The organism is Chelatococcus sp. CO-6 (genome assembly GCF_001271345.1).
Lineage (GTDB): Bacteria > Pseudomonadota > Alphaproteobacteria > Rhizobiales > Beijerinckiaceae > Chelatococcus_A > Chelatococcus_A caeni.
The window spans coordinates 1,043,303-1,055,564 of record NZ_CP012398.1 but is presented as its reverse complement, the minus strand read 5'-3'; the positions used below and the strand labels follow the sequence as shown (position 1 = coordinate 1,055,564).

The 12,262-nt window shown below is 67.5% G+C and carries 10 protein-coding genes; 6 read left to right on the top strand and 4 right to left on the bottom strand.

The genetic code is table 11. The features are described 5' to 3' along the window. The first annotated feature begins 6 nt into the window (after positions 1-6). Together AL346_RS04990 and AL346_RS04985 are read left to right on the top strand one after the other, a co-directional pair. Entirely contained in the window at positions 7-978 is a 972-nt protein-coding gene (locus tag AL346_RS04990; protein WP_019400748.1) for a tripartite tricarboxylate transporter substrate binding protein, read from the top strand. Positions 979-1,099: 121 nt separating this feature from the next. Next, a complete protein-coding gene (locus AL346_RS04985; RefSeq protein ID WP_019400749.1) occupies positions 1,100-2,002 on the top strand; it encodes a dihydrodipicolinate synthase family protein in 903 nt (300 codons plus the stop codon). A gap of 39 nt (positions 2,003-2,041) precedes the next feature. On the opposite strand, the gene AL346_RS04980 is transcribed toward AL346_RS04985, so the two are convergent. The 4 genes from AL346_RS04980 to AL346_RS04965 all read right to left on the bottom strand — a co-directional run bounded on the left by AL346_RS04980 (position 2,042) and on the right by AL346_RS04965 (position 8,291). After that, positions 2,042-3,052 carry an HlyD family secretion protein gene (locus AL346_RS04980; protein ID WP_019400750.1) on the bottom strand — a complete coding sequence of 337 codons (1,011 nt, stop codon included), beginning with the start codon at positions 3,050-3,052 and terminating at the stop codon, positions 2,042-2,044. Between the two features lie 14 nt (positions 3,053-3,066). Beyond that, the gene (locus tag AL346_RS04975) at positions 3,067-4,344 is read right to left on the bottom strand and encodes a glycosyltransferase family 2 protein (RefSeq protein WP_019400751.1); all 1,278 of its coding nucleotides are present in this window, start codon (positions 4,342-4,344) and stop codon (positions 3,067-3,069) included. Continuing rightward, positions 4,341-5,693 (bottom strand): hypothetical protein, encoded by a 1,353-nt coding sequence (locus tag AL346_RS04970; protein WP_245303222.1) that lies wholly within the window; start codon positions 5,691-5,693, stop codon positions 4,341-4,343. Before AL346_RS04970 ends, AL346_RS04975 begins: the two co-directional genes overlap by 4 nt. 207 nt (positions 5,694-5,900) lie before the next feature. Beyond that, positions 5,901-8,291 carry a heavy metal translocating P-type ATPase gene (locus tag AL346_RS04965; RefSeq protein WP_082312420.1) on the bottom strand — a complete coding sequence of 797 codons (2,391 nt, stop codon included), beginning with the start codon at positions 8,289-8,291 and terminating at the stop codon, positions 5,901-5,903. Between the two features lie 176 nt (positions 8,292-8,467). Here AL346_RS04965 and AL346_RS04960 point away from each other — a divergent pair, with 176 nt between their 5' ends. The 4 genes from AL346_RS04960 (at position 8,468) to AL346_RS04945 (ending at position 12,254) form a co-directional block, all read left to right on the top strand. Then, positions 8,468-9,265: a GntR family transcriptional regulator gene (locus AL346_RS04960; protein ID WP_156332686.1), complete on the top strand. Its 798-nt coding sequence runs from the start codon at positions 8,468-8,470 to the stop codon at positions 9,263-9,265. Between the two features lie 68 nt (positions 9,266-9,333). Continuing rightward, positions 9,334-10,416, top strand: a complete 1,083-nt coding sequence (locus AL346_RS04955; protein WP_019400756.1) for an ABC transporter ATP-binding protein — start codon at positions 9,334-9,336, stop codon at positions 10,414-10,416. Continuing rightward, entirely contained in the window at positions 10,364-11,362 is a 999-nt protein-coding gene (locus AL346_RS04950) for a sugar ABC transporter permease (protein WP_019400757.1), read from the top strand. Before AL346_RS04955 ends, AL346_RS04950 begins: the two co-directional genes overlap by 53 nt. Before the next feature lie 10 nt (positions 11,363-11,372). After that, entirely contained in the window at positions 11,373-12,254 is an 882-nt protein-coding gene (locus tag AL346_RS04945) for a carbohydrate ABC transporter permease (RefSeq protein WP_019400758.1), read from the top strand. Positions 12,255-12,262 lie beyond the last annotated feature (8 nt).

Below are 12,262 nucleotides of genomic sequence, written 5' to 3'. Positions count from 1 at the left end.
ACCCCCATGTTCAAGCGCATCGTGTCGGCCGCCATCCTCTTGGGCGCGGCCATCGTGCCGGCACAGGCCGCCTGGCCGGACCGTCCCATCACGCTCATCGTGCCGTGGGCCGCCGGTGGCGGCACCGATGCGGTGGCCCGCGTCATCGCGTCGGGGCTCGAAAAGGAGCTCGGCCAGCCCGTCAACGTCGTCAACCGCACGGGCGGCGGCGGCGTGGTCGGCCACACCGAGATCGTCAGCGCCAAGCCGGACGGCTACACCATCGGCCTCGCCACCGCCGAGATCACCACCTACTACTGGGCCGGGACGGCACCGTTCACCTATGCCGACGTCACGCCGGTCGCGCTGGTGAACTTCGACGCCGCCGCCCTCCATGTCGCCGCCGACAGCCCGTGGCAGGATGCGGCGCAGGCGCTCGATGCCATCAAGCAGGCGAAGCCGGGCACCTACAAGCTGTCGGGCATGCCGGTCGGCGCGGCATTCCATCTGGCCTTTGCCGGCCTGCTGCAGGCCGCCGACATCGATGCCAAGGCCGTGGCCGTCGTGCCGAGCCAGGGCGCAGCCCCCGGCTTCCAGGAACTCGCCTCGGGCGGCGTGCAGATCGTGCCGTCATCGCTGCCCGAAGGGCGCGCGATGGTCGACGCTGGCCGCGTGAAGGCCCTGCTCGTGCTGGCCAACGAGCGCATTCCCGCCTTCCCGGACGTTCCCGTCGCCAAGGAGGCGATCGGCAAGGAGGTGGTCGGCGGCACATGGCGCGGGCTCGCCGCGCCGAAGGGTCTGCCCGATGACATCACCGCGAAGCTTACCGAGACCGTCGAGAAGGTCGTGAAGGCGCCGGAATTCGCGAAATTCATGGCCGATCGCGGCTTTGGCGTCGCCTTTGCCAAAGGCGACGAATTCCGGATCTTCCTCGAGGACCAGCATGCCCGCAACGGCGAGCTCATGGGCGCGCTCGGCCTTCGCCAGCAGGGCAAGTGACGGGCGCGAACCGTCATGCCGAACCTGTCGAGGCTGCACCCGCCCGGCCGGCAGCCTCGGCGGCACGGGTCCACCCTTTGCCGCGCCTTCCGGATGATGGGCGGCCCGACGAGAGAGCCACATGAACGCAAGCAGCCCATTCAGCGGCATCCACGCCGTCGTCTACGCCCTGTTCGACGGGCATGAGCGGCTCGACCGGCAGGCGATGCGCCGGCAGACGCAGCTCTGCCTCGATGCGGGCGTTCACGGCATGGTGGCGCTCGGGCTCGCGACCGAGGTCGCCAAGCTGACGGCAGCCGAACGCCGCCAGCTGATGGACTGGGTGGCGCAGGACACGAACGGTCGCGTGCCGCTCGGCTTCACCATTTACGGCGCCTCGGTGGCCGAGCAGGTCGAGGGCGTCAAGGCCGCCGCGGCAGCGGGCGCCGACTGGGTCATCCTGCAGCCGCCGATGGTGGGCAGCTATGGCGCCGGGGAGTACATCGACTTCTTCGGCCGGGTCGCCGGATCGACCGATCTGCCCGTCGCCATCCAGAACGCACCGGCCTACATGGGGCGCGGCCTGTCGGCGGACGACATCGTCACCCTCACGACACGCTTTCCCAACATCCGCCTGCTGAAGGGCGAGGGCGCGAGCATCGATATCGAGCGCCTCATTGCGACCACGGCCGGCCGGCTGCCGGTCTTCAACGGCCGCGGCGGGCTGGAGCTGATCGACAACCTGCGCGCCGGCTGCGCCGGCCTCATTCTGGCGCCCGAATGCATCGACCGCGCCGTGCACATCCACGAGCGCTGGCGGGCCGGGGACGAAGAGGCTGCCATGGCGGGCTATGCGGAGATCCTCCCCGCCATCGTCTTCGTCATGCAGTCGCTGGAGACGATGATCGCCTATGGCAAGCGCCTGTTCGGCGAGCGCGCCGGGCTCGCGATCCACGACCGCGCGCCGGCGCTGCGGCCGACCGACTTCGGGCTTGATATGATGCGGCGCTACGCGCGCCGGCTTGGCCCCCTGACGGGGCGCTGACGGAGCGCTGCCCGGCTCGTCCGATCGCGGCCGTGACCCTCAATGCGCCCAACAATAGCCGAAGGCGCAGCCCGAGACCGTCACCTTCTGCGACACGGCGAAGGAATTCGGCTGTTCGAGGCCGATCCGCACCAGCCGCGAGCGGTCGCGCGGGCGGAACATGTTCTGGAATTCGGCCGGCAATGCATCTGCCACCGTCAGGATGGATTCGATGCGCCCTCGCGCCGACTGAGCGCCGCCCTTCACCTTGACGGGCATGGCCTCGGTGATTTCGAACAGATATTCGTCCGGCAGATAGGCCAGGATGTACGACTGGCCGCCGTTGATCTGCATCAGCTCGTCGCCGAACTTCACGATCTGCCCGGGGATCGGCACCTTGGCGCCGATGACGCCGGGTGCAATCGCACGGAGGTAGCCGTCGTCATAGAGCGCGCTCAGCTTGTCGATGGCCTCGCGAAAAATGGTGCGGGACCGCCTGAGGAGGATTAGCTCGTTCTCGGTCGCGGCCTTCTCGCTCTGCAGCGCCGCCAGGCGCTCGGCAGCCTGGAGGCTGTTGCGCAGGGCGTCGTCCTTCGACAGCAGGGAGACGATACCCCGGCCGGAGATGGTGTCGAACTGGCTGGACGTCGCCCCGGTCTCCCGCGCCGTCCGTTCCGCCAGCGGCGCGACGGCTGCGATCGAGGTCAGCCTGCCATTCAGCTGGCCCTCGCGGATGGAGAGCTCGCTGTCGCGCAGGTCGAAATTGGCGAGCTCGCGGATCATCTCGAAAGATTCGAGGCGGGCGAGCGGCGTTCCCGTCTCCACTTTGTCGCCCTCCTTGACATAGACCTCCATCACCTTGCCGGTGTAGCTGGCGCCGACCGAATAGCGCTCCTTGAGCACCGTGCCGTCGATCGAGAGGACGAACATGCTGCCGATCAGGTAGTAGGCCAGCGAACCGAGGAACAGGATGACAAGCACGAGATAGACCGTGCGGCCGAGCCTGCCCGAAGCCGAGCGCTGCTGGGCATCCAGGAGGTCGACACGGGGTTGTTTGCGCAGGCGTTTCACGTGAGCACCCGTCTTTACCAGGGCCGCTGCATGCGGACCTTCATGGGGGTGTAGTTGTCACGATGCGAGCCCGAGAACGCCCATTCGTCGATGTAGGCCGAGAGGCGGACGAGGCGCATGACATAGGTCATGAACAGCGAATAGCCGGGCAGGAAGAGCAGGTTGCGCAGGAAGACGCGACGGCCGGTGCACCAGGTGGACGCCGCCAGAATGAGCGTATCGATGATCATCAGGCCGATCTGCATGCCGACGAGGATGGCGAGCGCGAACGACCCGTACTGGACGAACAGCCAGACGAGATAGACGGGGAAGGCGAAGGCCGCGACCACGTTGAAGAGGGCGAAGTCCCACTCGTGGATGGCCTCGGTCAGGCGAAAGGCCGGCGACAGCGGGTTCATCAGCCGCGCATGCTTGCGGAAGCGGATCCAGATCGCGTCGCGCTCCCAGCGCAGGCGCTGGCGGATGTATTGGTAAAGCGTCACGGGCACGTCGGTGTAGCAGATGGCTTCGGGCGCAAAGACGATGCGCCAGCCTTTCAGGCGCAGGCGGATGGTCGTGTCGAGATCCTCCCCGCCGCCGACATCGAAGCCGCCGATGTCGTCGAGCGCCCTGCGACGGAAGGCGCTGAACGCGCCTGAGGCGCAAACCACCTGGTTGACGGCGCCGGCGATGCGCTTGCCGACCGAGATCGACTGCAGATATTCGATTTCCTGGAACTGCGCGATCACGCTCGCGCCGCTGTTCCTCGGCGCGATATCGCCGCAGACCGCTCCCACGCGCGGATCGGCGAAGGGCGCCACCAGGCGCTCGATGGCATAGCGGTCGAAGGAGCAGTCGCAATCGACATTGATGATGATGTCGCCGGTGACGAAGGCGCAGGCGAGATTGATGCCGCTCGACTTGCCGCCCCGGAGATCCGTGGACAGCACCCGCGTGGCGAGGCCGCGCCTGACGAGGTCTCTCGCGACCTCGCGCATGCGGTCGGTCGAGCCGTCGCTGGCGATGACGATCTCGAACTCGCGCAGCGACTGCTCGTGCAGCGAGCGCACGCAGGCCTCGAGCGCCTGCTCCTCGTTGTGGCCGACGAGGATGATGCTGACGCTGGGGCGCGCCGAGGGTTCCTCCTCCGCCGGTGGCACGTGCTCGTCCGGCGAGCGCATGAGATGGCCGACGACCAGAAACGGCAGGATATAGCGGGGGAACTCGAAGATCAGCGTGTACCAGAAGACCATCGCGATGCTGAGGGTCGTCTGGCTCAGCAGGAAAGAGAAGCCGAGCTCGAGCGCGGTCACGGCTGGGCTCTTCCCAGGAGCTGCGCGATCGCGAGCCTCGCGTCGAGCTTGTAGCGCAGGAGATGCTCGCTGCGGGCGAGCAGGCTGTGCAGCCAAGCTTCCGCATGGGGCTCGAAACATTCGATCAGGATGTAGGCCACGTCCTCGGCCACGTGCAGCGAGCCGACGCCGGCCAGCCGGTTGCGGAGGTTCTCGACGAGCAGATCGCGCGACTTCTGGAAGGCCGGACGGCCGCTCGTTGCGATCAACGCATCCTTGCCGGCAAAGCGGATCTCGGCGATTGCGGCGCGGGCACCGGCGGTGGCGTTGAGGCGCGCCACCTCCCGCTGCAGGGACACGGGCAGGTTCGCCGCGAGCACCGCGGCGTGTCCCTCGAGGAAGGCCCTGGCGGCATCGGTGAGCGAATAGCTGAAAAGATCGACGCGGTTGGCGGCATCGCCGTCCATGCGGGCGCTGCAGTCGAGGCAGACGAAGCCGACCTCGAGCTCGGAGGAGGTGGTGTCGCAGGTGTTGCAGACATGGGCGTGACCGGGGCGGTCGTAGTCCTTGCCGTAGTTGCGCAGCTGCCGCTTGCACTTGGGACAGACGAGCGCCGTGCCGTGGCGGAACAGCTCTTCCGGCATGAGGGCGGCGCAGTGGAAGTGATGGATGAGGGCGGTCTCGCGCAGGTCCGCCGAGCGGCAGGAGGGGCACTCCTCGCGCGCGCTCAGCCGGCGCGAGCGGCAGGAACGACATTCGTGCAGGCGATCGAGGAAGGTCTTCTTGAGGAAGCCGCGCAGGACGAGCTCCTCGGCGATCGGAACGACCCGGGCGGCTGAAAAGAAGCCGGGATAGCAGACGGCTTCCGGCGTCAGCGGATAGCGCATGCCGCGCAACGGCCGGCCGGAGACATACATGTGCGCCAGGATCTCGAGGTCCGGCTCGCGGGTATGGCGATATTGCGGGGCGAGCCTCTCGCGCTGCTGCCGGAAACCGACGATGCGTCTTGCGGTCTCGGACCAGGTGTTGGGGCGCATGATGTCGAAGGCGGCGTCGGCGAATTCCCCCGCCCGGCCCTTGATATCGATCATCGGCAGCTGCAGCCCGCCGACGAAGTCGCGGATATCGTGCAGCGGCGAGGAACTGCGCTCATCGGAAAAGAGGATGGCGTCGACGTCATCCCCTTCCGCCGGGTCGAACAGCCAGCCGAAGACGATGTCGAGGTGAGGCGGGATGCGCGGAAACCAGCGGACGCGCGGCTTCCAGGAGAGTCCGGCCTCGCGCCACACGGTGAAGATCTGGCCGACGAGCTGCGCCCAGGCGGTCATCACGCCGCTTGTGGAAGGGGAGGGGCCAGTGGGTAGCGTCATGACCGTCCCTCGAACGTCCTGTCGGCGGACCCCGCGCAGGACGCGTTTGCGATCCGAACCGATCCGGACAAGTGTATCCGTCGGCGGACCTCCCGGCCCACGAACGTCAGACTTTAGAGCAAGCCGCAAGCCATGGCATGATGCTGGGCTAATCGGATCGGGTGATCGGAGAGCCTTTGCAAGGCGTGGATGGCAGGTTTCCGGCCGTCAGAGCTTCACCGCCCGCAGGCGGATGGCGTTGCCGATGACGCTCACGGACGAAAGCGCCATGGCCGCCGCCGCGATGATCGGCGAGAGCAGGATGCCGAGGAAGGGATAGAGGACGCCCGCGGCAACCGGCACGCCGAGGGCATTGTAGATGAAGGCGAAGAACAGGTTCTGCCGGATGTTGCCCATGGTGGCGCGCGACAGGCGCCGCGCCGCAACGATCCCGGTCAGGTCGCCCTTGAGCAGGGTCACGCCGGCGCTCTCCATGGCCACGTCGGTGCCGGTTCCCATGGCGATGCCGATGTCCGCCGTCGCAAGCGCCGGGGCGTCGTTCACGCCGTCGCCGGCCATGGCGACGGTGCGTCCGGCGCTCTTGTAGCGCTCCACCACGGCACTCTTCCCGTCCGGCAGCACCTCGGCCTCGACCTCCTCGATGCCGAGCCGGCGCGCGACGGCCCGGGCGGTCGTCCAGTTGTCACCCGTGAGCATCACCACGCGGATGCCCTCGGCGGCGAGGCCGGCGAGCGCCTGCGGCGTCGAGGCCTTGACGGGGTCGGCGATGGCGATGGCGCCGGCGATACGGCCGTCGATGCCGACGAAGATGGCCGTGGCGCCGTCCTGCCGAAGGTCGTCGGCCTGCTGCTCGAGCGGCGCGGCATCGATGCCGTGCTCGGCGAGGAAGGCCTTGTTGCCGAGCACGACATGGCGGCCGTCGGCCGTGCCGAGCACTCCCTTGCCGGTCGGCGAGTCGAAGTCGGCGACCGGAACCGTCGCGATGCCGCGTCGCTCGGCCGCCTCGACGATGGCCACGGCGAGCGGATGCTCGCTCGCGCGCTCGACGCTGGCCGACAGGCGCAAGACCTCGTCCTCGGCAAAGTCGAGTGCCGGCACGACCGCCGTGACGGCGGGCTTGCCTTCGGTCAGCGTGCCCGTCTTGTCGACCACGATCGTGTCGACCTTCTCCATGCGCTCCAGGGCCTCGGCGTTCTTGATCAGCACGCCCGCCTGGGCGCCCCGCCCGACGCCGACCATGATGGACATCGGCGTGGCGAGGCCGAGCGCGCAGGGGCAGGCGATGATCAGCACCGAAACGGCGGCGACGAGGCCGAAGGCGAGGCGGGGCTCGGGCCCCCAGACGCCCCAGGCCGCGAAGGCGAGGAGCGCCACGACGATCACGGCCGGCACGAAATAGCTCGAGACCTCGTCGGCCAGCCGCTGGATGGGCGCGCGGCTGCGCTGCGCCTCGGCCACGAGCTGGACGATCTGCGACAGCATGGTGTCGCGGCCGACCTTCTGCGCTTCGATCACGAGCGCGCCGGACCGGTTCATCGTGCCGCCGATGACCTTGGTGCCGACCTCCTTGGTCACGGGCATCGACTCGCCGGTGACCATGGACTCGTCGACCGAGCTGCGCCCTTCGACGACGTCGCTGTCGACCGGCACCTTCTCCCCCGGGCGCACCCGGAGACGGTCGCCCACCGCGACGGCATCGAGCTGGACCTCCTCCTCGGTTCCGTCCGGTCCGATCCGGCGGGCGGTCTTCGGCGCAAGGTCGAGCAGCGCGCGGATCGCCCCGCTGGTATTCTCGCGCGCCCTGAGCTCGAGCACCTGTCCGAGGAGGACGAGGACGGTGATCACGGCGGCGGCCTCGAAATAGACGGCGACCGACCCGTCGCCGCCGCGGAAGGCGGCGGGGAAGACGCCGGGGGCGAGTGTTGCGACCAGGCTGTAGAGCCAGGCGATGCCGGTACCCATGGCAATGAGCGTGAACATGTTGAGGCTGCGGTTCACGAGCGAGTACCAGCCGCGCACGAAGAACGGCCAGCCCGCCCACAGCACGACCGGCGTCGCGAGGAGCAACTGGACCCAATTGGACTGCTGCTGGCCGAGATAGTGGCCGAGGCCCGTCAGGTGGCCGCCCATCTCCAGAGCCACGATCGGCAGGGACAGGGCGAGGCCGATCCAGAACCGGCGGCTCATGTCGACGAGTTCGTGGCTGTGGCCACCGTCCGCTTCGGCCACGACCGGCTCCAGGGCCATGCCGCAGATCGGGCACGATCCCGGCCCCACCTGGCGGATCTGCGGATGCATCGGGCAGGTGTAGATCGTCTGTCCCTCGGGAACGCCCCGGGCCTTTTGCCCCGCCGGCCCGGCGTATCGCGCCGGCTCCGCGACAAACTTCGACTGGCACCCCGGCGAGCAGAAATAATAGGTGCGGCCGGCATGCTGCGCCCGGTGCGGTGTGGTGTGCGGATCCACCATCATTCCGCAGACCGGATCCTTCACCGTCCCGGGCTCGCCCGCAGCTGCGTCATGATGATGGTGCCCCGCGTGGGCACCAGGCGCGCGATCGTCGGCGTGGCCGTCAGGGCCACCGTGCGAATGTCTCATGCCGGCCTCTGCCTTGGCGTGGAGGCCAAAGCATCGCCCCTTCCACGGTGGGAAGGTCAAGCGGCCATTTGGTGCCGGTTCACGATCGTTGCCGCCTCATTATCCCGAGACCGGTTGACGAGTGGCACAAGCTGACATATCAGAATCATAACTGAGATTTCAGACATGGAATTGATATGTCAGAGCTTGTCGAGTTGCCGTCGCTTCCCCTGACGGAACTGCTCAGCCCCGCGGCCCTCACCGGCGGCGGCAGCGGCGGCATGGCGGGGGAGGTCTATCGGCTGCTGCGGCAGCTCATCATCGAGGTGAAGCTGCTGCCGGGGCGGGCGCTGTCCGAGAAGGAGGTCGCGGCCGCCCTCAGCGTGAGCAAGACGCCGGTGCGCGAGGCGATCATCCGCCTTGCCGAGGAGGGGCTGCTCACCGTGGTGCCGAAGGGCGGCACCTATGTCGCGCCCATCGATATCCAGCGCTACATGGAAGCGGTCTTCGTGCGCGTTCGCCTCGAGGAGAGCGCGGCCATGGAGGCGGCCCGCCGCCACTCTTTCGAGGATCTCGGCCGCCTGGACATGTGTGTCGCGATGCAGGTCGAGGCGGCCCGCAGCGAGGATTTCGCGGCCTTCTTCCAGCTCGACGAGGACTTCCACCGGGATATCTTCGTCGCCGCGCGGCTGCCCGGCGTCTGGACGATCGTCAACCAGGCCAAGGGCGAGGTTGACCGCATGCGCCACCTGAAGCGGGTGTTCGCGGTGCGGCGCACCGAGGACGTCATCAAGGAGCACAAGGCGATCGTCGATGCCATCCGCTCCGGCGATCCGGCGCGGGCGCGCGAGGCGCTCGTCGCCCATCTCGGTTCGCTCGAATCGAAGCTCGGCGAATTGTCCGGCAACCCCAAGCTCTGGTCCTACATCGAGAAGATCAACACGCGCTCGGGCCGCAAGCGCGCGCCACGACACGCGGCGTCCTCGACGGCCTGACCGGCCTCGAAGGCAGCCAAGACCAAGAGCAACGAAGCGGAGGGAACGACAGTGGCAGGAGCGAGCACATGTCGTCGGTGGAGCTGAGCGGCGTCGTCAAGCGCTATGGCACCGTGGAGGTCGTGCACGGCATCGACCTTGCCGTGGCGCTGCGGGAATTCGTCGTCCTCGTCGGACCGTCGGGCTGCGGCAAGTCGACGACGTTGCGCATGGTCGCCGGCCTCGAGGAGATCTCGCAGGGCACGGTTGCGATCGACGGGCGCGTGGTGAACCGCGTGGCGCCGAAGGACCGCGACGTCGCGATGGTGTTCCAGAACTACGCCCTCTATCCGCATCTCAACGTGGCGGAGAACATCGCCTTCGGGCTGCGTGTGCGGCGGGAGCGGAACGAGGTGGTCACCGCCGCGGTCGCCGAGGCGGCGGCGATCCTCGGGCTCAGCGACTATCTCGATCGCAAGCCCGCCGACCTATCGGGCGGCCAGCGTCAGCGCGTCGCCATGGGCCGGGCCATCGTGCGCCGGCCGCAGGTCTTCCTCTTCGACGAGCCTTTGTCGAACCTCGACGCCAAGCTGCGCACCCAGATGCGCGCCGAGATCAAGCGGCTGCACCGGCGGCTCGGCGTGACCAGCCTCTATGTCACGCACGACCAGGTCGAGGCGATGACGCTGGCCGATCGCATCGTGATCATGAACGGCGGGCGCATCGAGCAGGTCGGAAGCCCCATGGAGGTGTTCCACAAGCCGGCGAACACCTTCGTCGCGAGCTTCATCGGCTCGCCGCCGATGAACCTGATCGAGGCCGTCATCGGCACGGTCGAGGGACGCCCCGTCGGCGTGCTGGCGGAGGGGACGACGGTGCCGCTGCCGGCGCGGGCGCTGCCGCAGGCCAGCGACGGGCGGCCCATCATCCTCGGCGTGCGCCCGGAAGCGATCGGGCTGGGCGCGGGCGCATCGGGCATCGCCTGCGAGATCGACCTCGTGGAGCCGCTCGGCTCCGAGGCACTGCTGCACGGCCGCGTCGGCGGCCAGGCCATCATCGCCAAGACCGAGACCCCGGACGACATCGGGGCGCTGGCGGGGATCGGGAGGATCCATTTCGATGTCGACCGCATCCAACTATTCGACCGGGAAAGCGGACGCGCTCTCGCGTGACGCCGGCCGGTCGTCGGCGACATCCGTTGCCGGCGCCTATCTGAGGCGGCTCGCCGAGGACGTCGCGGCGAACTGGCAGCTCTATGTGCTGCTGGCGCCGATGCTGATCTGGTTTCTCGTCTTCCTCTACAAGCCGATGTATGGGCTCGTCATCGCCTTCAAGGACTTCAGCGCCTTCAAGGGCATCGCCGGCAGCCCCTGGGTGGGCCTCGAGAACTTCTACACGTTGTTCGAGAACGAGCTCTTCCGTCGCGCCTTCGCCAATACGCTGATCATCAGCTTCCTCGGTCTGATCTTCGCCTTCCCGGTGCCGATCATCCTGGCGCTGATGTTCAACGAGGTGCAGCATGCCGGCCTGAAGCGGTGGGGGCAGACCATCGTCTACCTGCCGCATTTCATCTCGGTCGTGATCGTGGCCGGCCTCGTCATCAACCTCCTGTCGCCGTCGACCGGCGTCGTCAACCTGGCGCTCGGCGCGCTCGGGATCGAGCCCATCTACTTCCTCACACAGCCGGAGTGGTTCCGTCCCGTCTTCATCGGCTCGGGCATCTGGAAGGAAGCCGGCTTCGAATCGATCGTCTATCTCGCCGCGATCGCCGGCATCAGTCCCTCGCTCTACGAATCCGCGCGCGTCGACGGCGCCTCGCGCTGGCAGATGATGTGGCGCATCACGCTGCCCTCGATCCTGCCGACGATCATCATCATGCTGATCATCCGCGTGGGGAACCTCGTCGAGGTCGGCTTCGAATACATCATCCTGCTCTACCAGCCGGCCACGTTCGAGACCGCGGACGTCGTCTCGACCTACATCTACCGCACAGGCCTGCAGGGCATGCAGTACGACGTCGCCACGGCGGCCGGCCTCTTCAACGCGGTCATCGCCTTCATCCTCGTCTTCACGGCCAACCGGCTCAGCCGGAAGGTCTCCACCGCGTCGCTGTGGTGAGGGAAAGCCGATGTCCGCCTTCACGCTCCATTCGCGCGGCGACCGCTTCTTCGGCTACGCCAACGGGTTCCTGCTGGCGCTGTTCGTGCTCGGCACGCTCTACCCGTTCATCTACATCCTGGCGGCGTCCATCAGCTCCGGCGCGGCGGTGACCTCGGGGCGGGTCTTCCTGTTCCCGGTGGACCTCACCCTCGCGGCCTACGAGCGGGTGCTGTCGGACCGCATGTTCTGGGTCTCCTACGGCAACACCTTCCTCTACACCTTCGGCGGCACGGCGATGAGCCTGCTCATCATCGTGCCCGGCGCCTATGCGCTGTCGCGGCATCAGTTGCGCGGCCGGCGCTTCTTCAACCTGATGGTGGCCTTCACCCTCTGGTTCCACGCCGGCATGATCCCGTTCTTCCTCAACATGCGGGACCTCGGGCTGCTCGACTCGCGCCTCGGCATCATCATCGGCTTCGCCTGCAACGCCTTCAATATCATCCTGCTGCGGAACTTCTTCGAGGCGGTGCCGAAGGCCTTCGAGGAAGCCGCACGCATGGACGGCGCGAGCGACTTCCAGCTGCTGTGGAAGGTCTTCATCCCGCTGTCGAAGCCGGCCATCGCCACCGTCGCGCTGTTCTGCATCGTCACGCGCTGGAACGGCTACTTCTGGGCCATGGTTCTCCTGCGCGGGGAAGAGAAGATACCGCTGCAGCTCTATCTGAAGCGCGTCATCGTCGACCTGAGCGCCAATGACGAATTCGCAGCCTCGCTGCTGACCTCTCGCTATTCGTTCGAGACCGTCTCCGCGGCGATCATGGTCGCGTCGATCATACCGGTGCTGCTGATCTACCCCTACGTGCAGAAGTATTTCAGCAAGGGAATACTTCTGGGCGGGGTGAAGGAATAACGATACAT

Coding starts and splice junctions, on each gene's coding strand:
- AL346_RS04985 (WP_019400749.1), top strand. CDS start 1,100: ATGAACGCAAGCAGCCCATTCAGCGGCATCCACGCCGTCGTCTACGCC.
- AL346_RS04945 (WP_019400758.1), top strand. CDS start 11,373: ATGTCCGCCTTCACGCTCCATTCGCGCGGCGACCGCTTCTTCGGCTAC.
- AL346_RS04960 (WP_156332686.1), top strand. CDS start 8,468: ATGTCAGAGCTTGTCGAGTTGCCGTCGCTTCCCCTGACGGAACTGCTC.
- AL346_RS04950 (WP_019400757.1), top strand. CDS start 10,364: ATGTCGACCGCATCCAACTATTCGACCGGGAAAGCGGACGCGCTCTCG.
- AL346_RS04970 (WP_245303222.1), bottom strand. CDS start 5,693: ATGACGCTACCCACTGGCCCCTCCCCTTCCACAAGCGGCGTGATGACC.
- AL346_RS04990 (WP_019400748.1), top strand. CDS start 7: ATGTTCAAGCGCATCGTGTCGGCCGCCATCCTCTTGGGCGCGGCCATC.
- AL346_RS04965 (WP_082312420.1), bottom strand. CDS start 8,291: ATGAGACATTCGCACGGTGGCCCTGACGGCCACGCCGACGATCGCGCG.
- AL346_RS04955 (WP_019400756.1), top strand. CDS start 9,334: ATGTCGTCGGTGGAGCTGAGCGGCGTCGTCAAGCGCTATGGCACCGTG.